Genomic DNA, 19389 nt, shown 5'->3' with positions numbered 1-19389 from the left:
AATGTTGTACGTATATTAGTTTAAAATATATTAACATAATAATAAAAATAAGCGAGGGCGTAATCGCGCCCTCGCTTATTTTTATAAATCTTTCACTCTCAGTACACGCATTGCATTTAAAACTGCAAGTAGTGTCACACCAACATCTGAGAAGACTGCTTCCCACATTGTTGCAATACCAAAGGCGCCGAGTAATAACACTAACCCTTTTACCCCTAATGCAAATATAATATTTTGCCAGACAATACTACGTGTACGTTTTGCAATTTTTACAGCTGTCGCAATTTTTGAAGGCTCATCAGTCATAATAACGATGTCAGCAGCTTCAATTGCCGCATCTGACCCTAAGCCCCCCATTGCAATACCAACGTCCGCCCTTGCTAATACTGGTGTATCATTAATACCATCACCGACGAATGCAATCTTTTCTTTACCGCGTTTTGCTGCATCAATTTTTTCAATTTCTTCTACTTTTTGGTGTGGTAATAATTCGGCATGAACTTCATCTAAACCTAATTCTTTACCAACAGCTTCACCGACTGATTTTGCATCACCAGTTAACATGACTGTCTTCTTAATACCTAGTTCTTTTAACTTTTGAATTGCTTGTTTTGAATCCTCTTTTACCTCATCAGAGATAACAATATAACCTGCATATTTACCATCTACAGCAACATGGACTAGTGTACCTACTGTATTCGGTTGCTTAAATGTAATGTTTTCTTTTCTCATTAATTTAGCATTACCTGCGAAAATTTCTTTTCCTTGTACTTTTACAACCGTACCATGACCAGAAATTTCACTATAGTCTTCAATAGCGTTTTCATCGATTGATTTTCCATATGCATTTCGAATAGATTGTGCAATCGGATGATTTGAATATACTTCTGCAAATGCTGCATATTCTAATAGCTCTTCAGCTGTAATACCTTCACTAGGCTCCATCTTCGTAACTTTAAAGACACCTTTTGTTAATGTTCCTGTTTTATCAAAAACGATATATTTCACATCATTCAAGGCTTCTAAATAGTTACTTCCTTTTACTAAAATCCCACTTTTAGATGCCCCACCAATACCACCAAAGAATCCAAGAGGAATCGATACAACGAGCGCACATGGACAAGAGATTACTAAGAACACTAAAGCTCTATAAATCCAATCGGAGAATGTAGCGCCATCTAAAATAAGTGGTGGAATAAATGCCATTATTGCTGCTGTTATAACTACAACAGGAGTATAATAACGTGCAAACTTCGTAATAAAGTTTTCTGTTGGCGCTTTTTTGCTACTTGCATTTTGTACTAAGTCTAAAATTTTCGATACAGTCGATTCACCGAACTCTTTTGTAACTTCAACAATTAATACACCATTTTGGTTTACAAAACCACTTAATACGTCATTACCAACTTCTACTTCTCGCGGTACAGACTCACCTGTTAACGCTGAAGTATCCATCATTGATGTTCCCTCAACTACTTTCCCGTCTAACGGTACTTTTTCACCTGGTTTTACGATAATATACTCACCAATTTGAACATCCTCTGGTGATACTTGTTTCGTTTCGTTTCCAACTTTCACATTCGCATAGTCAGGACGAATATCCATTAATGACGTAATTGATTTTCGAGAACGATTTACTGCAATACTTTGGAACAGTTCCCCTACTTGGTAAAATAGCATAACTGCTACCGCTTCTGGATATTGTTGAATCGCGAAAGCCCCTAAAGTTGCAATTGCCATTAAAAAGTTTTCATCGAACACTTGGCCGCGAGTTATGTTTCTTACCGCTCTCCAAACGATATCTCCACCTATTAATAAATACGCAAGGACGAATAATGGAATTGTTATCATTTGCGGTAATCCGGCTAATGCAGCAATTCCTGTCAAAATTCCGCCGACTACTAATCTTCCTATCATTTTTTTCACATTTCCATCACCATGATCATGGCCATGGTCGTGTCCTTTTTCCTCTTCACGAACAACTTTTACATCTGGCTCTAACTTTTGAACGACATTTTTTATATTTTGCACAGTCGATTCAAGTTCTCTTTTATTCGCAACTTCTACTCTTAATTTCTTTGATACGAAATCAACAGTCGCTTCTGAAACTGTTGGCATTTCCTTTACCTTATTTTCAATCTTCATTGCACAGTTCGCACAGTCTAAACCTTCTAATATAAATACTTCTTTCGCCGCTTTTGTTTTTTTCTCTTCTTGTATCTTAATATGCGGCTCTAATTTTGTAACGAGCTGCTTCGCTTCCGTAACAACTTGATTTTCTTTATTTTGTGGTGTTTCTAAAAGCATCGTCTTAGTTGCAAAGTTTACGGAACAAGACGTTACTCCCTCTATATTCCCAACACCCTTTTCAATTTTCATTGCACAATTCGCACAATCTAAGCCTTCTAGCATAAGTTTCTTTTTCACCAACGCTTCTGCCATCGTTCTCCCTCCTCGCTTTTTTATTCTTCCTCGTTTACGTGTTCAAACGCTTGCTCGAAGATATGAATTACGTGTTGATCAGCTAATGAATAATAAACTACCTTTCCTTCTTTACGGTTCTTTACAAGCTTTGCTTGCTTTAATACACGAAGCTGATGTGAGATTGAAGATTGCGTCATTCCTAATAAATAAGCTAAATCACAAACACACATTTCAGCTTCAAATAATGCATGTAATATTCTCGTACGTGTACGGTCACCTAATACTTTAAATAATTCTGCTACTTTACTTAAACTTTCATCAGTCGGAATTGTTTGTTTTACTTGATCCACGATTTCCTCGTGAATTACCGTTTGAGAACATGCTTCCTGTTGCGTTTCTACTTTATTTTCAGCCATCACAGCTCACCTCTTCATTTGAACATATGAACAACTATTCATATATCTTATACCTTTATTATATGAGCGCCTATTCATATGTGTCAATGAAAACCGAAAGATTTTTTTGACAATTTCGTTCACATTTCCACATACACATATCAATATTCTCCGCATCCATCATACTCTTCATACAAAGAAGGATGCACGAAAACTATCATGCATCCTTCTCTTGTTTATCCCCTATTAACGGGCAGTAAGAATCCCACCTCAAAATGCAGCCGGAGCAAAGAAGTTAGGTGGGAGTCTTACTGCCCGTAAAAGCCCGATTGGTGAGAGCTGATAATCAGTGGGGGATGAAGAACCCCCCACTGATTAAAGTTTCACTTTATTAACTTTCACTGCATCCACAATTAACGAAGCAAATTCTAATTTACCACCTTGATTTCTATGATCAAAACGTTTCGATCGATAAATGAATCCTTTCTTTTCATCCCAATCATTATAATGAAACTCACCATTCTCATCACAATATTCTAAAACCTTCACTTGAAAACCTGCTGATTCAAACATGGACGTGATCGTTTTATAGTTATGAACGATTTTATGGCTTGCTGCTGGATGATCTAATGGACCTGGTCCGCCTACTTGTACACCTTCCTGATATTCTTCATCTGGAAAAAATGCATCTGGCACTGCACAACGAATATATCCATCCTCCGTTAAAAACTCATAACAAATTTTTGCCGCTTCGATTCCTTCTTCGTACGATAAATGCTCCCATACATGTTCCGCTAAAATTACTGATAAAGAATTAAGCTGAAATTTATTAAGCCACGTTGCTCTTTTTAATAAATTTAATTCGTCTTCATTCGTATGTAACCAGGGTTATTATTGTATCCCTCTGCTCCAACGACAACTTTTATATCTTCTTTTATCCTCATTCTTACACCCCTTTTGCATATTACGACATACAAAATTCTACAAAACCATATCCATTCCCTTTATATTTACATAAGAAAAAGCCTTGCGCGCTCCCTAGACGCACAAGGCTTACTATGTTATATCCCTTTAATTAGCTTTTTCTAAACTATCTTGCGAACTTCCATCTTCTTTTAGATGACTATGCTTTTTCGAATATACAAAGTATACAACTACTCCAATTGCCAACCAAACACCGAAGTATATCCATGTTTTTAACGGTAAATTTACCATTAAGAATAGACAACATGCAACTGAAATAATCGGTAAGATTGGTACCAGTGGTACCATAAATCCACGTTGTAATTTCGGATGCGTTTTACGAAGAATGATGACAGTTACACCAACCATCGCGAATGTTAATAACGCTCCAATATTCGCTAAATTCGACAATTCTTTTAAATCGATAAATCCAGCAATTACAGCACTACCAATTCCTGTTAACCAAATTGAAAATGTTGGTGCTTCTGTCTTCTTGTTAATTTTCGCGAAAGATTTTGGCAATAAACCGTCACGGCTCATCGCGAAGAATACACGTGTCGTAGCGTAGATGTATGCGAAAATTACAGCCATAATACCAATTACAGCTCCAATAGCAATTACACCAGCCACTTTATCTTGTCCTACAACTTCTAGTACATAGGCCATCGCTTCAGGTACATCTAATTCCTTGTAAGAAACCATACCTGTCATAACGAGACAAACTACAACATAAATGATTGTACAAATGACTAATGAAGCAATAATACCAATCGGCAAATCACGTTGTGGATTTTTTACTTCTTCAGCAGAAGTTGCTAATGCATCAAATCCTAAGAAAGCGAAGAATACTGCTGCTCCTCCGGCAAAGACTCCACTTAAGCCGTACGGTGCAAATGGTATCCAGTTTTCTGGTTTCACGTAGAATACACCAACTGCAATGAATAAAACAACAATACCAATTTTAATTAATACCATTATGTTATTCACACGCTTACTTTCTTTTGTACCTCGTGATAATAACCAAGTTATCACCAACGTAACGATAACTGCGGGTAAGTTCACCATACCACCTTGCGATGGAATCGTTAACAATGCTTTAGGAATTTCAAGTCCCAATCCACTCACTAAATTATTGAAATAACCCGTCCATCCGCCAGCTACTGCGGCAGTCGTTACGACATATACGGATAGCAATGTCCATCCCATTAAATGGGCAACAAACTCACCAATCGTTGCATATGAATATGTGTACACACTACCTGAAACAGGAAGTGCAGATGCAACCTCTGCATAACATAAAGCTGCAAATCCACAAACAATTGCTGCAATCATAAATGAAAAAATAACTGCTGGACCAGCATCTCTTGCTGCTACTAATCCCGTTAATACTAGAACTCCTGTACCAATTATCGCACCAATCCCTAGCATTGTTAGGTCAAATGCCCCTAGCGTTTTCGTTAAAGTTTTACTTTTACTTTCCCCTAACAATTGCGTAACGGATTTCTTTTTAAATAGGTTGGCCACGATGAATGCCCCCTTTTACCAAGAAGAGCTAAGAGGTATTATCTCTTAGCTCTTATCATGTTGTTTTATATATTGTTCGATTTTGTTTTGTATAATGCTTCTATTAGCAAGATACTGTTTCTGCTTCTAATAATTCTTTAGCACCTTTGTACTCTACACCGTGAGCTTCTGCAACTGCTTCGAATGTTACATAGCCATCTAATGTGTTAATACCTTTTAATAATGCAGCGTTGCCTAGGCAAGCTTCTTTGTAGCCTTTGTTAGCAATTTGTACTGCATATGGTACTGTTACGTTTGTTAATGCAAGAGTTGATGTACGTGGAACCGCACCTGGCATGTTTGCAACTGCATAATGAACAACGCCGTGTTTTTCATAAGTTGGGTTATCATGAGTTGTAATACGGTCAGTTGTTTCGAAAATACCACCTTGGTCAATCGCGATATCTACAACAACAGAACCTTGTTCCATTGATTTAATCATTTCTTCTGTTACAAGTTTTGGCGCCTTTGCACCTGGGATTAATACTGCACCGATTACAAGATCAGATTCTTTTACAGCTTCTGCAATATTGTAAGGATTAGACATTAAAGTTTTTACTTGGTTTCCGAAAATGTCATCTAATTGACGAAGACGTTCTGCACTTAAGTCGATGATTGTTACATCCGCACCTAGTCCAACTGCAATTTTAGCAGCATTTGTACCAGCTTGTCCACCACCGATAATTGTTACTTTACCACGCTTAACTCCTGGAACACCTGCAAGTAAGATACCTTTACCGCCTTTGTTTTTCTCAAGGAATTGTGCACCGATTTGCGCAGCCATACGACCAGCTACTTCACTCATAGGTGCAAGTAATGGTAATGAACGGTTTTCTAATTGTACTGTTTCATATGCGATAGCAACAACTTTCTTTTCAATTAACGCTTTTGTTAATTCTGGCTCTGGAGCTAAGTGTAAGTATGTGAATAAGATTAAACCTTCACTGAAGTGTTTGTATTCGCTTTCAACTGGCTCCTTAACTTTCATAACCATTTCCATGTTCCAAGCTTCTTCAGCTGTATCAACAATTTTTGCTCCCGCTTCAACATACTGAGCATCTGTGAAACCAGATCCTACACCTGCATCCTTTTGAATGAATACTTCGTGATTGTTACGAACTAAATGTACAACACCTGCTGGTGTCATTGCCACACGGTTTTCGTTGTTTTTAATTTCTGCTGGTACCCCAATACGCATAATGAAATGCCCCCTTATAATTAACAGAAAAAAGGAATTCTTTTTTCTTTTTTAAATAATTAATAACTTATGTCCTTATTCTAGCATAACTTAAAAGTTATGAAAACGCTAACATACTATTTTTTAAAAGTTTATATATTTAGAATAGTGTAAATATACTAAACATTGATTTTGTTGGGTTCTTCGCACCATTTCATCATCTATCACTCTATTTCTATTATATCCATTCAAAATGCATAGTAATTATTTATTATTTGACAATAATGTAACAATGTAAAAAAACTAAGCAATGACGTATACATATACACTTATTACTTTGTTCAATACTTTAGAAATATATTCTTTTCACAAAAAAACAGCTACTGGCATTTAGCCAGCAGCTGAGTAAATCATAAATAACTTCGAAAATAAATCTTCTGTCGTTTCAGTAATTTTATCAAACATATCACTTTCATGATCTTCTTGCTCTTTTAACATCTTAATTGTTTCACGTGCGTCTTCAGGGTAATCGGTAATGATACCATCCACGTTTAACTTATAATATGCCTTTAAACTTTCCATATCATTTACTGTCCATACGTAAATTGGTTTATTTAGCTTTCGCGCTTCTTTCACTAGGCGTTTATTTAACATATATTCTTCTGCTACATAGAAATCCGCCTGTACATTCTTTAAATTAGCTCTGCTTGCAAACAATACATACCCTACTTTTATATCCGGATTTGCACGCTTAAACTCTTTAATAAGCGGGTAATGTAACGTTTGAATTACACATTGTTTCTCAAAATTGTTGTCTTTAATTGTTTTTAGTACTCTCTTTACGAAATCCTTCTCATTACCGTGAAGTTTCACTTCTATATTAAGTTTTATTTTTCCTTTTGCCAGCTTGATAATTTCATCCAGTGTACTTATTTGTCCCGAGAATCCATCTTGACTAAGAGTAAGCTTACTTAACTCATCCATCGTCAAATCTGACACCTGCACATTCGCATTCGCAAGACGCTTTAGCTTCAAATCATGTATAACCGCTAGTTCGCCATCTTTCGTTTGCAGTACATCTATTTCAGCATAGTCTGCTTTTGCATCAATGGCACCTTGCACAGCTTCTTTCGTATTCTCTACACCTTTTGATATATATCCACGATGCGCCATAATAATTGGCTCTTTATACGAGTTTGAAATAAAAGTGACAATGAATGCAACGACCATTCCAGCAGTAATAATCCCCACAACATATACACCAATAAATTTCCAACGGTGTTTTTTGAAGAAACATTTATCTGCTTTTGTTTTTGAATAATCTAATCCTTCTTCTAATAAAACATCTTCAACCGGAACTTTCTGTAAATATAATCTTGTTAACGCCATAATATAAAACGGCGTCACAATAAAGCTAAATAAATATAATGTACTCGTTAAGAAGACAGAAATCGTTGACTCTGCTAACAGTGCAAATGTCCCTTCTGGGTTCGTAAATTCGTATACTCCCCATAAACAGAGTAAATACACTCCTATAAACAAAAGAAAGACCATCCCTACAGAGAGAAAAACTCCTACTAAAAAGAACAACACTTTAAAAAAGCTTTCTTTTACTAAGTTCGCACTTTTACGTGCTGCTATGCGGAATGGCTTTTCTTCTAAAACAATAATAGGTAACACAAAAATCCAGCGAAGATTTAAATAAGCAACTACAGCAAAGAAAGCATAATAACCAACCTGACCCATTGTCGTCTTAAATAGTTCACCTGTAATAAAATTAGGAATTTGAATTTCAGGAATCAATGCAGATTTATATCCCATACTTAATAGCGGTAATAGCACAACTGCATACAACACAAATCCTGGTAAGCAATATGTAAAAAGAGAAGGTAAATACGTTACTGTTTTATACAAAATCGGACGTAATCTTACCTTTTGCCTTTTATGAGCGAAATACGAAATAATAATAAGCACTGCAAATTCTGTAAAAATAAGAAACAATGCTAGTATCGATAAAATTACAATCGCCAAAATCCCATATGGTGTTTTCAAAAATGCTACTAATTCATCATTTGTCGCATTTGCATAACCACCAAAGTACAATAACTTATTGAAAACAATACCTAAGAGGGGGATAAACACAATTGCAGCTAACAATTTATAGACGAGCTGAAATGTTAACACATTCCAAAAAGCAAATTGTACTGTTTGAAAGGAATGTCTCATTACTCCTGGTATAGATAGTCTTTTACGGTGTTGCATATATTCCTCCACATTCTAAAACTATATTTGAGATGGATTCCACATTTCCAATTTCAATCCATCTTTTTAATAATAATAATATATTCCGCTTAACATGAACACTCTTATACATATAATGAAAAAAGTGATGGCTAATCCCATCACTTTTTTCACTCACTCTATTTTTTCTCTAATCCTTGTCCAAATGCTTTTAAGAAACTAAAACCGAATGTAATCGCCCTATTGATATCTGGATCTTTTAATACTTTAAAGAAATCCATCACTTTTGTTTTCTTTCCGTTTTTCAGCTCATCCGTTGCAAATTGTAATCCAGTGACTAAACTAGATGTTATTTGTTTCGTTATTTCTGGGTCCACTGAAGATAACGCCTCTCCTGCCCCCAGCATATTGTTTAATGCATTTTTTACCGGTTCACGATTTAATTGTTCAACAGCTATTTTGGAAACATCTTCTTTTGCAGCAAGTAAACTAATTGCTGCATCTAAAATTCCAGCTTTTTGCAACTGCGCTAATAGCTGCATCGTCTCTTCTACTGCTTCTCTATTTTCAGCTAGATCATTTAACAGTTCATCTGTTACTTGCTGTTTCTTTTCTTCTTCTGTTACAACCTTCTTTTTAATTAAAGTAATCTCTTTTGCCATGATCTCCGCCCCCTAATTCTGGTCCACAAGTGATACGTATTGTTTTCTTTGCCACTTTTGCTCGATTTCAACACCATTTTGCGGATGACGTTTTTTATCTCTCGGGTTTGAAGATGGTAACGGACGATTTCCTTTTTCACGTAATACGCGCAGTTTCACCATTGTTTGTTTATAAGCTGGTGTACACGTATAAATATCTGTTGCTGTTCCTGTTAAAATATTGATTGCCTCTTCATTTACTGTCGCATGCATCGGCAAATATAACTCATTTCCAGTTACACGATCTGTAACAAGCGCTTGTACTTTAATTTTCCCAAATGGTGATGCTAATTCTACAAGACCACCATCTTTCACATTGCGTTCTTTAGCAAGTTCAGGTGAAATTTCAACAAATACTTCAGACACTTTAGATAAAATTCCAGCCGACTTATTCGTCATATTTCCTTCATGGAAATGCTCTAGCATACGGCCATTATTTAATAGTAAATCATACTCATCTGGTGCTACAACCGGCGGAACCCATTCATCTAATGATAAACGTGCTAGTTTGTCTGGGAAGTTAAATCCATCTACATATAATAATGGTGTATCGCTACCATCATGGCTACCCCAACATAAACTATTCCAGCCTTCTAAACGGTCATACGTTGCTTGTGAGTATAACGGGGCAAGCGATGCAATTTCATCCATAATCTCACTTGGACTTCCATAATTCCAATCTCCGCCCAGTGCGCGAGCTACTTTTTGTAAAATCCACCAATCTGGCTTAGAATCACCAAGTGGCTTCAATACTTCATACAATCTTTGAATACGGCGCTCTGTATTTGTAAATGTTCCTTCCTTTTCTAAGCTTGGTGCTGCCGGTAAAATAACATCGGCAAAGCGAGCTGTTTTCGATAAGAACATATCTTGAACAACAAGGAAGTCTAAATTCGCTAAAATATGTTGTACATGGTTGGCATTTGAATCTACTAAAGCCATTTCTTCTCCCATAACATACATACCACGCAGTTTTCCTTCTTCGGCCGCAAGTAACATTGCGATATTATTTAATCCCGGTTCTTTCGGAATGGTAGTACCGTATGCTTTTTCAAACTTCGCACGATGCACATCATCTGAGACCGCTTGATAACCCGGAAGCCAGTTCGGTAATGTCGCCATATCACAAGCACCTTGTACGTTATTATGCCCGCGTAACGGATACGCGCCGGCACCAGAACGACGATAGTTACCTGTAACGAGAAGTAAGTTTGAAATTGCTGCCGACGTTGTACTTCCTCCTGTATTTTGAGTCACACCCATTCCCCAAAGTACACAAGTACCATCTGCTTCATATACCATACGAGCCATTTCTTTTAACTGAGCTTTAGAAATCCCTGTAATTCCCTCAGTATAATCAAGCGTATATTTTTCTAGCATTTTGCTATATTCATCAAAATTCTTTACATTTTCATCTATGAACTTTTTATCGTGCCAATCTTGATCGATAATGTATTTCGTTATCCCAGCAAGCCATACATAATCCGTCCCTTGACTCGGGTGAACAAATATATCAGCACGCTCCGCCATTTCATGTTTACGAAGGTCTGCGACAATTAGTTTTTGTTCATGTAATTTATGAGCACGTTTCACTCTAGTTGCAAGTACAGGATGTCCTTCTGTTGGATTTGCACCAACAATAATAACAAGACCTGCCTCAGCAATATCTTTCACTGTTCCAGCATCTCCGCCCATACCGACAGTTTTAAATAAACCGTCTGTTGCTGGAGATTGGCAATAACGGGAACAGTTATCTACATTATTTGTTCCATATATTTGACGAGCTAGTTTTTGCATAAGATAGTTTTCTTCATTTGTTACTTTCGAAGAAGAAATAAACCCAAACGCATCGCTACCATATTCTGATTTAATATGTTGCATATTAGATGCAACAACTTCAAGAGCCTCTTCCCATGAAGCCTCAACAAACATATCCCCTTGGCGAATTAACGGCTTTGTAATACGCTCTTCACTGTTCACAAAGTCCCATCCAAATTTGCCTTTTACACATGTGGAAATACCATTAACCGGTGCATCTGAAACAGGTTGCACTTTTAAAATTTGACGATCTTTCGTCCACACTTCAAATGAACAACCTACACCACAAAATGTACAAACTGTTTTTGTCTTATTAATTTTCGTCTTACGCATTGCAGATTCTACTTCTGAAACTGCTAAAATACTGCTATATCCAGGCTCTACGTCTTTTACAAAATCAATCATTGGATTTAGCACATCTGGTTTTAAACCAGTCATAAATCCAGCTTCTCCTAGCATCGTTTTTTCCATTAATGCATTACAAGGACAAACTGTTACACATTGCCCACAGCTAACACAAGACGAGTCATTTATACTCACACCATTGTCCCAAATAACACGTGGACGGTCTAAACTCCAATCAATCGATAAAGTTTCATTCACTTGTAAATTTTGGCATACTTCTACACACTGCCCACAAGCAATACATTGATTTGGATCGTATCGATAGAATGGGTGCGACGTATCCACTTCGCATGCACTTGCTTTCGGTTCATATGGATATTTCTGTTCTTCAATTCCCATCATATCTACTGTATTATGGACTTTACAGTTACCATTATTATTATCACATACCGTACAGTACAATAAATGATTCTCTAATATTCGATCCATCGCTTCAGTTTGCGCTTCCTTCGCACGTTCCGATTGCCTCTCAATATGCATGCCATCTTCCAACTTCGTTGAACAGGCACGCAGTAAACTTCCATTCACTTCTACAATACATGTATCACAAGTTTGAATAGGATCTACCTCTGGTACATGACAAATTTGAGGATGTTCTAAATTACTTTCGTTAAATAATTGGAGTATCGTCTTTTCACCTGATGCGAAAAATTCTTTACCATCAACGGTTACACGGACTGTCTGTTCTGTCATAGTTTCCCCTCTCCTTACAACCAACTGTACAACACAATTGTGAATCCGTTTTCAAAACTGCGTTGCTGTACATATTTTTGAAGCGCCCTGTTGAAATACTTTCCTTTGGAAGTCGATTCTAGATGTTATAAGGTATAACTACGAAAGCTTGAAAATGTCGCTATTCTACAAATCTATTATATCGTACATATACAATAATAACCAAAATAATCTGCCATCTTCTTGTTAGTAGATGCTTTTGGTTTTTCGATGTTTTATGATAAATATGGAGAAAAATACATATAAAGGGGAATTTAATATGGGGCCTATTCAAGAAACATATACAATTGTACGCTATCAATCTGGTACATTTTCAAAACAAACCGATGAGGTTGTTACGGAATCTCCTATTACAATTAAATTAAATAGCGAAGAATACGTAACAGTTGTATGCACTCCTAATTACATTGAAGATATGGTAATCGGTTTTTTAATTTCTGAAGGAATTATTTCTTCTTATAAAGATATTGAAGAATTATGGTTCCAAAAAGAAAACGGAATTGTCCATGTAAAATCATCAAAAATTAATCCGCTCTATCAAACTTTATATAATAAACGGTACGTAACTTCTTGTTGCGGAAAAAGTAGACAAGGTTTTGTTTTCGTCAACGATGCAGCAAAAGCAAAAAAGTTACATGATATACATATAACTATTACTCCGGAAGAATGTTTTCACCTAATGACTTCCTTACAACAATCTTCAACTACATTTCGCCAAACGGGTGGTGTACATAATACCGCTCTATGTGATCGAAATAACATTCTTTTATCAAGAATGGATATTGGAAGACATAATGCGCTAGATAAAATATACGGTCATTGTTTACGAAACAATATATCTATTCAAGGGAAAATCATTGCGTTTAGCGGACGCATCTCATCTGAAATTTTGTTAAAGGTTTCAAAAATAGGTTGCGAAATTGTTCTATCTAAATCAGCTCCAACTAAACTAGCTCTGCAACTCGCCCATGATTTAGGTATTACCGTAGTAGGATTTATTCGAAATGGATCTTGCAATATTTATACACATCCAGAGCGAATCGATGGTTATCAATCGAACAATTAAAAAATAACTCCTCAATTGAGGAGTTATTTTAGTTATAAAAATGTAATATATATATCACTTGAATAGTTAATGAAGTTAATATATAATTTCATTACATAAATAAAATAAAAACATAGTAGCATAATCTTTTCATTCTTTTACAAATTAAGAAAGAATAGTCACAGAATACATTTAACTAAACTTAATCTTACAAAGTTAATGAATTAAATTTGAATCAATCTAGGAGGTTACAACTATGGAAATTCGCTTATTAACAACAGAGGACGCAGAAATTTATTTGAAAGTTTGTATGGAAGGTTTAACGAAAAACCCTGAGGCTTTTAGCTCTTCTTATGAAGATGTTCTTAAACATGAAAACCCTGTCGCTGCTATGGCAAAGCGATTAAGCAATCCGGATAAGTATACTCTAGGTGTCTTCAAAGATAATGATTTAGTCGGTATTGCTACTCTAGAAACAAAGCCATTTATTAAGCAAGAGCATAAGGCAAAAATCGGCTCCGTTTTTATTTCTCCAAAAGCGCGTGGTCTTGGTGCAGGACGAGCTTTAATTAAAGCGATTATTGAAAATGCCGATAAATTACATGTAGAACAGCTCATGCTTGATGTTGTTGCTGATAACACAGCTGCAAAAAAATTATATGAGTCCCTCGGCTTCCAAACTTACGGTGTGCAAGAACGGTCCTTAAAACATAATGGCCAATATTGGGACGAAGAGCATATGGTTTTATTCTTAAATAATTAACATTTTAATATAATTTTTCAAAAGCATCTTCTTATTAATTAAGATGCTTTTTTCATTACAACAATGTAATCTTCATGTCACCTTTATCGATCGTTCCAATCCTTTCCATTCGTTATACTAAAAATATAAAATGAAACTTTAATCAGTGGGGAGCTCCATCCCCCACTGATTATTTCATGAACGTATAGCACGCAATTGATATGTAGAGGAGAATGTAACATGAAACAAAACAAACAAGCTATCTTTTTAATATTTGCTACAGCAATTGTAACTTCTGGACTGGCCATTCTACCTTGGTTTATTATATAGAACACATAAAAAAAGCTTATTGCTTCTTAAGAGGCAATAAGCTTTTTTTCTATTATAAAATCCCGAAAAATTTATTTACACAACTTATCATAATAAGCATAGATACCGCAACACACATTACAACCGCATTACGATCTTGCTTTTCTTTTTGTAAATGCTCTACTTTTTTACTCATGTGTACAATCCCCTTTTAAAAAAAGTGTGAGATAGGAAATTTTTCTTATCCGATGCGAGGTGAATACGAAAACCCTCTCTATCTCACATACACAATAGAATGGAATTGTCATTTTATAAATAAAATGACATGACGTTATGTCGCAACATAGGGTATTTGTGTCGCTACGTTTTCTATTATAAAAAATAGTTGTGCAAAACTAGTGCATTTTTTATGTCAATTGCCCTGATTGAAAAAATCAGCCATCCATTCAATCACATAAAAAGAGTTTTTTATTATTTTCATGTAAACTATACAAGTAGAATGAATAGTTTGGGGTGCACAAGATTATGGTGAAAATTTTATTAGTAGACGATGAAGAACGTATGTTACGATTATTAGATCTGTTCTTAAGCCCTCGTGGCTATTTTTGTATGAAAGCTACTTCTGGCCTTGAAGCGCTAGAATTAATCGAACAAAAGGACTTCGATATTATTTTATTAGATGTTATGATGCCGAATATGGATGGGTGGGATACTTGCTATCAAATCCGTCAAATTTCCAACGTTCCAATTATTATGCTAACGGCTCGCAACCAAAATTATGATATGGTCAAAGGCCTGACCATGGGAGCAGATGACTATATTACAAAACCATTCGATGAACATGTATTAGTCGCGCGAATCGAGGCTATATTACGTCGCACAAAGAAAGATAGCTTTGTTAGCTTCAATGGTATTGAGTGGGATAAAACGAAACATACTGTCACAGTTTATAACGAAAAAATCTCGCTAACTCCTATCGAATTTTCGTTACTTGGACTATTTTTACAAAATACAAACCGTGCTTACAGCCGAGACGATTTAATCGAAAAGATTTGGGGCTATCAAACAGACATCGAATACAGAACTATCGATTCACATATTCGTAATATACGGGATAAGTTACGCAAAAAAGGATTTCCAGTTGAAGATTACTTAGAGACAGTCTATAAAGTCGGATATAAATGGAAAAATGAATAATTACTTTATATGAAATAAGGTATGGTGAGAAAATGAGCAAACTTTCCCTTAAAGTTGGGACATACTTTTTAATATTAGCTTTATGTATTGAAACAATTGCTTTCGTATCTTTTTATAAGAACCTTTCAAACATACGCATTGAAGAGGAAACTCTTGCTCTTTTAGAGAAAGGAAATCGCTATAGTAAAATGATTAAAAACCGCGCGAAGTGGGGTGCATATTCTAAAGAAAAGAAACTCCCAGAAAGCGCTGAACACAGTAAACGGCCTAAACGTGCTGTGTACCCCGAGTTTGATATCAACACTGAGGCTGAACACTTAGTTGAATCAGAATTAATTGCTAACTCTGATATAGCTATCATTATAACAGACAATAACGGCAAAATTATTTCTACCTCAGAACCCGTAACGAAAGAAATGCAAAAACAACTTACTTGTAAAACAGAGACTATCCCAGAAGGTGGATTAATCGTTGAAAAAAACTGGAAAAAATCAAAATTCATCTCAACAGTAAGCCCGCTGGAAATTCAAGGATTTCAAGGTAAGTTATATATGTTATTAAAGACATCTTTCTTAGAAAATATGTTACTTAAACTCATGAATCAATTTCTTATCATTAGTGTTTTGACAATTATTTTAACTACTATTTCTGTCTTTGTTTTTTCTCGTGTTATTACAGAACCGCTTATAAAAATGAAGCGGGCGACAGAAAAAATGTCAAAATTAAATAAGCCGATTCAATTAGGAATTAAACGAAATGATGAACTTGGAAGCTTAGCAAAAACGATTGAAGATTTATCTAGTGAACTTACGTATATGAAAAAAGAACGAAACGAATTTCTCGCTAGTGTAGCGCATGAATTACTAACTCCATTAACCTATATGAAAGGTTATGCAAAGGTAGCAAAAAGAGATTCTCTAACGAAAGAAGAACGTGAAGAATACTTACAAATCATTGAAGACGAAACGGATAGTGTAACCAACCTTGTACAAGATTTATTTATGCTTGTACAATTAGAGCAGCACCAATTTGTTATAAAAAAACAAAAAATGCTTCTTAGACCATTTTTAGAGCGAATGGTTGAAAAAACAAAAACAACATTAACGAACAAACAAATGCAACTTCATGTATATTGCAAAGAAGATTTAGAAGTTTGTATAGACGAAAGACGTATGGAACAAGTTATGTTAAATTTGTTGCATAACGCTTATCAACATTCACTAGAAAATACTTCTATAACAATACGTGTACTCGCCAATACGAATACTTTTACAATAAGTGTACAAGATGAAGGTGAAGGTATTCCTGAAGAAGATATCCCACATGTTTTCGATCGCTTTTACCGTGTCGATAAATCCAGAACACGAGCTACAGGAGGAAAAGGTATCGGACTGGCTGTTGCAAAAGAAATTGTAGAACTTCATAATGGTTCTATTGAAGTTAAAAGTGAATTAGAAGTCGGAACAGCATTTATAATTGAATTACCATTTGAATAATATATGCGTGAAATCACCAGTAGTAGTCAACACTACTGGTGCTATTTTATTTATAAACCAACTATTATAAGCTAAGCTTTTGAAATTATTCTTATTTCAATATAAAATATAGGTACAACTGTAAAAGATTTGGAGGGTGATATAATTGGATATCCATGTATTAACAAAAGACGAAGCGGAAATTTACTTAGAACTTCGAGTAGAAGGATTAAAACAAAACCCGGAAGCTTTCAGCTCTTCTTATGAAGATATTATTAATAAAGAGTGTGCTATTGAATATAAAGCCCAAAAATTAGCACAAGATGAGAACTATACACTAGGTGCATTTAAAGATGGAAAATTAATCGGAGTTGCAACACTGGAAACGAAACCATATGTAAAACAAGAACATAAAGCAAAAATTGGTTCAGTATACGTGTCTCCAAAAGCACGCGGACTTGGAGCAGGAAAAGCACTTATTAAAGAATGTCTTGAGCTTGCTAAATCTTTAGAAGTAGAACAAGTTATGCTTGATGTTGTTGTTGGCAACGATGGTGCAAAAAAACTTTATGAGTCATTAGGATTTAAAACATTTGGTGTGCAAGAACGCTCATTAAAATATAACGGACAATATTGGGATGAAGAGCATATGGTCTTATTCCTAGATGAAAATAAATAATAAAAAACATCCTCTTACGTATGAGGATGTTTTTTATTTTCTTCTAAACCATGCCTTATTTAATAATTGAATCGCTTTCGCAATGTCTTCTTCTGATAATATCGCAAACCCAAGTAGGACTACATTTTCCCATGCAGTACCGTCTTTATAGTACGTAGAAACAGGATATATTTTAATACTATATTTCGCGGCTTCTTTAATTAATTCTTCTTCCCGCATTCCATTATGCACTTTTAATAAAATGTGTAATCCCGAATCTTCTCCTATCACTTCAACACGATTAGAAAAATACTTCTCTATTTCAAAAACAAGTCGATCTCTCTTCTTTCGATAGACGACACGCATTTTATGAATGTGTTTTTCCCAATGGCCTTCCTTTAAAAACCTTCTAATCACTTCTTGGTCCATTCTTGAAACACTTTGTGTATAAAACAAATATTGCTTTTGATACTTTTCAATTAATTTCTTTGGTAATACCATATAGCTCATCCGTAACGATGGCAACAATGCTTTCGATAGCGTCCCCATATAAATAACTTTCCCATCTGTATCTAACCCTTGCAGTGCTGGTATTGGCTTTCCTGAGTAGCGAAATTCACTATCGTAATCATCTTCAATAATAAACCTACCTTCTTCTTTCTTCGCCCATTGTAAAAGCTGCATCCTTCTCGTGATAGGCATAATCATTCCATACGGGAACTGATGAGAAGGTGTAACAAATACAACATTCGCATCGCTATTTTCTAAATCTGCAATACAAATTCCATCCCTATCTAAAGATAACATTTGAACTCTTTTTTCTCCCTGTTCAAAAACAACCATTTTCCTATGATACCCTGGATTTTCAACTGCATAATAGCTCCCCTTTAGCAATTGAAATAGTAGCTTCACTAATATTTGTGTTCCCGCTCCTAATACAATTTGACTAGCTGAACAACGCACACCTCTAGATTCATACAAATAGTTCGCAATTTCTTCTCTTAAGCTCGATTCCCCTTGAGGATGCCCAAGAAAAAGCAAATCATTATTATGTGGCTGCCATACGTCATTTATAAGTTTACGGTACATATTGAACGGAAAAGCATTCGTATCGACTCCTGTTTGTGTGAAATCAAATTTATAATACTTCTCCTGAAACGGTACTTCTTCTACTTTCTCTTCAATTTCTTCTACATGAACCATTTGCTCAATCTTACATACAAAATAACCTTTTCTCGATATAGACTCAATATAACCTTCTGCAAGTAATTGCTCATAAGCCGCCTCTACTGTATTTTTACTTACTTGTAAATGTGTTGCTAACTTTCGTTTAGCTGGTAACTTCGTAACAGGTACAATCGTCCCATCTTTAATTTCTTTTTTTATATACTCATACAACTGCACATACAATGCCTTTTTACTATTCATATTTAAATTAGGCGTTAATTCTAACATAATATCTGACCCCTTAATAAAACTGAAATCTGATACTTTTTACAGTACCAGAAGTTATATATAATTCCTTTTATCATGTCACACATAAA

The 19389-nt window shown here is 35.4% G+C and carries 14 protein-coding genes and 1 pseudogene; 5 read left to right on the top strand and 10 right to left on the bottom strand.

Translation table 11 applies throughout. The annotated features are described in order from the left end of the window. Positions 1–81: 81 nt before the first annotated feature. From BWGOE10_RS02810 to fdhF, 8 genes and pseudogenes are all read right to left on the bottom strand, one after another. Positions 82–2442 (bottom strand): heavy metal translocating P-type ATPase, encoded by a 2361-nt coding sequence (locus BWGOE10_RS02810; RefSeq protein WP_070140829.1) that lies wholly within the window; start codon positions 2440–2442, stop codon positions 82–84. Positions 2443–2462: 20 nt separating this feature from the next. Next, positions 2463–2840 carry an ArsR/SmtB family transcription factor gene (locus BWGOE10_RS02805; RefSeq protein ID WP_002010461.1) on the bottom strand — a complete coding sequence of 126 codons (378 nt, stop codon included), beginning with the start codon at positions 2838–2840 and terminating at the stop codon, positions 2463–2465. A gap of 354 nt (positions 2841–3194) precedes the next feature. After that, positions 3195–3763, bottom strand: a pseudogene (locus tag BWGOE10_RS02800) (class I SAM-dependent methyltransferase). Positions 3764–3890: 127 nt separating this feature from the next. Continuing rightward, positions 3891–5306 carry an amino acid permease gene (locus BWGOE10_RS02795; RefSeq protein WP_070140828.1) on the bottom strand — a complete coding sequence of 472 codons (1416 nt, stop codon included), beginning with the start codon at positions 5304–5306 and terminating at the stop codon, positions 3891–3893. A gap of 103 nt (positions 5307–5409) precedes the next feature. Further along, positions 5410–6543 carry an alanine dehydrogenase gene (ald, locus tag BWGOE10_RS02790; RefSeq protein ID WP_070140827.1) on the bottom strand — a complete coding sequence of 378 codons (1134 nt, stop codon included), beginning with the start codon at positions 6541–6543 and terminating at the stop codon, positions 5410–5412. A 369-nt stretch (positions 6544–6912) separates the two neighbouring features. Further along, positions 6913–8784, bottom strand: a complete 1872-nt coding sequence (locus BWGOE10_RS02785; protein WP_070140826.1) for a glycerophosphoryl diester phosphodiesterase membrane domain-containing protein — start codon at positions 8782–8784, stop codon at positions 6913–6915. A 158-nt stretch (positions 8785–8942) separates the two neighbouring features. Next, entirely contained in the window at positions 8943–9425 is a 483-nt protein-coding gene (locus BWGOE10_RS02780) for a DUF1641 domain-containing protein (protein WP_070140825.1), read from the bottom strand. Positions 9426–9437: 12 nt separating this feature from the next. After that, entirely contained in the window at positions 9438–12380 is a 2943-nt protein-coding gene (gene fdhF / locus BWGOE10_RS02775; RefSeq protein WP_070140824.1) for a formate dehydrogenase subunit alpha, read from the bottom strand. A 298-nt stretch (positions 12381–12678) separates the two neighbouring features. Here fdhF and fdhD point away from each other — a divergent pair, with 298 nt between their 5' ends. Together fdhD and BWGOE10_RS02765 are read left to right on the top strand one after the other, a co-directional pair. Next, positions 12679–13485: a formate dehydrogenase accessory sulfurtransferase FdhD gene (fdhD, locus tag BWGOE10_RS02770; protein ID WP_070140823.1), complete on the top strand. Its 807-nt coding sequence runs from the start codon at positions 12679–12681 to the stop codon at positions 13483–13485. 235 nt (positions 13486–13720) lie between these two features. Beyond that, complete coding sequence (locus tag BWGOE10_RS02765; protein ID WP_070140822.1) at positions 13721–14227, top strand: GNAT family N-acetyltransferase; 507 nt, start codon at positions 13721–13723, stop codon at positions 14225–14227. A 361-nt stretch (positions 14228–14588) separates the two neighbouring features. Here BWGOE10_RS02765 and BWGOE10_RS33675 read toward each other — a convergent pair whose 3' ends face one another. Beyond that, positions 14589–14711, bottom strand: coding sequence for a hypothetical protein (locus BWGOE10_RS33675; protein WP_002125145.1), 123 nt, complete (start codon positions 14709–14711; stop codon positions 14589–14591). Positions 14712–15040: 329 nt separating this feature from the next. Here BWGOE10_RS33675 and BWGOE10_RS02760 point away from each other — a divergent pair, with 329 nt between their 5' ends. From BWGOE10_RS02760 to BWGOE10_RS02750, 3 genes are all read left to right on the top strand, one after another. Then, a complete protein-coding gene (locus BWGOE10_RS02760; RefSeq protein ID WP_002063734.1) occupies positions 15041–15712 on the top strand; it encodes a response regulator transcription factor in 672 nt (223 codons plus the stop codon). A 32-nt stretch (positions 15713–15744) separates the two neighbouring features. Further along, complete coding sequence (locus BWGOE10_RS02755) at positions 15745–17208, top strand: sensor histidine kinase (RefSeq protein WP_070140821.1); 1464 nt, start codon at positions 15745–15747, stop codon at positions 17206–17208. A gap of 145 nt (positions 17209–17353) precedes the next feature. Continuing rightward, the gene (locus BWGOE10_RS02750) at positions 17354–17866 is read left to right on the top strand and encodes a GNAT family N-acetyltransferase (RefSeq protein WP_000351212.1); all 513 of its coding nucleotides are present in this window, start codon (positions 17354–17356) and stop codon (positions 17864–17866) included. A 33-nt stretch (positions 17867–17899) separates the two neighbouring features. Here the strand turns inward: BWGOE10_RS02750 and BWGOE10_RS02745 are convergent, their stop codons facing one another. Then, positions 17900–19300, bottom strand: coding sequence for a PLP-dependent aminotransferase family protein (locus BWGOE10_RS02745; RefSeq protein ID WP_070140820.1), 1401 nt, complete (start codon positions 19298–19300; stop codon positions 17900–17902). Between the last annotated feature and the right edge of the window lie 89 nt (positions 19301–19389).

It is taken from the genome of Bacillus mycoides, assembly GCF_001757995.1.
GTDB lineage: Bacteria > Bacillota > Bacilli > Bacillales > Bacillaceae_G > Bacillus_A > Bacillus_A mycoides_B.
This window is presented reverse-complemented; position numbering and strand designations above follow the sequence as displayed.

What these genes read in the sequence shown, in the direction of transcription:
- ald (WP_070140827.1), bottom strand. Translation starts at nt 6,543, where the DNA reads ATGCGTATTGGGGTACCAGCAGAAATTAAAAACAACGAAAACCGTGTG.
- BWGOE10_RS02780 (WP_070140825.1), bottom strand. Translation starts at nt 9,425, where the DNA reads ATGGCAAAAGAGATTACTTTAATTAAAAAGAAGGTTGTAACAGAAGAA.
- BWGOE10_RS02765 (WP_070140822.1), top strand. Translation starts at nt 13,721, where the DNA reads ATGGAAATTCGCTTATTAACAACAGAGGACGCAGAAATTTATTTGAAA.
- fdhF (WP_070140824.1), bottom strand. Translation starts at nt 12,380, where the DNA reads ATGACAGAACAGACAGTCCGTGTAACCGTTGATGGTAAAGAATTTTTC.
- BWGOE10_RS02760 (WP_002063734.1), top strand. Translation starts at nt 15,041, where the DNA reads ATGGTGAAAATTTTATTAGTAGACGATGAAGAACGTATGTTACGATTA.
- BWGOE10_RS02755 (WP_070140821.1), top strand. Translation starts at nt 15,745, where the DNA reads ATGAGCAAACTTTCCCTTAAAGTTGGGACATACTTTTTAATATTAGCT.
- fdhD (WP_070140823.1), top strand. Translation starts at nt 12,679, where the DNA reads ATGGGGCCTATTCAAGAAACATATACAATTGTACGCTATCAATCTGGT.
- BWGOE10_RS02805 (WP_002010461.1), bottom strand. Translation starts at nt 2,840, where the DNA reads ATGGCTGAAAATAAAGTAGAAACGCAACAGGAAGCATGTTCTCAAACG.
- BWGOE10_RS33675 (WP_002125145.1), bottom strand. Translation starts at nt 14,711, where the DNA reads ATGAGTAAAAAAGTAGAGCATTTACAAAAAGAAAAGCAAGATCGTAAT.
- BWGOE10_RS02745 (WP_070140820.1), bottom strand. Translation starts at nt 19,300, where the DNA reads ATGTTAGAATTAACGCCTAATTTAAATATGAATAGTAAAAAGGCATTG.
- BWGOE10_RS02785 (WP_070140826.1), bottom strand. Translation starts at nt 8,784, where the DNA reads ATGCAACACCGTAAAAGACTATCTATACCAGGAGTAATGAGACATTCC.
- BWGOE10_RS02810 (WP_070140829.1), bottom strand. Translation starts at nt 2,442, where the DNA reads ATGGCAGAAGCGTTGGTGAAAAAGAAACTTATGCTAGAAGGCTTAGAT.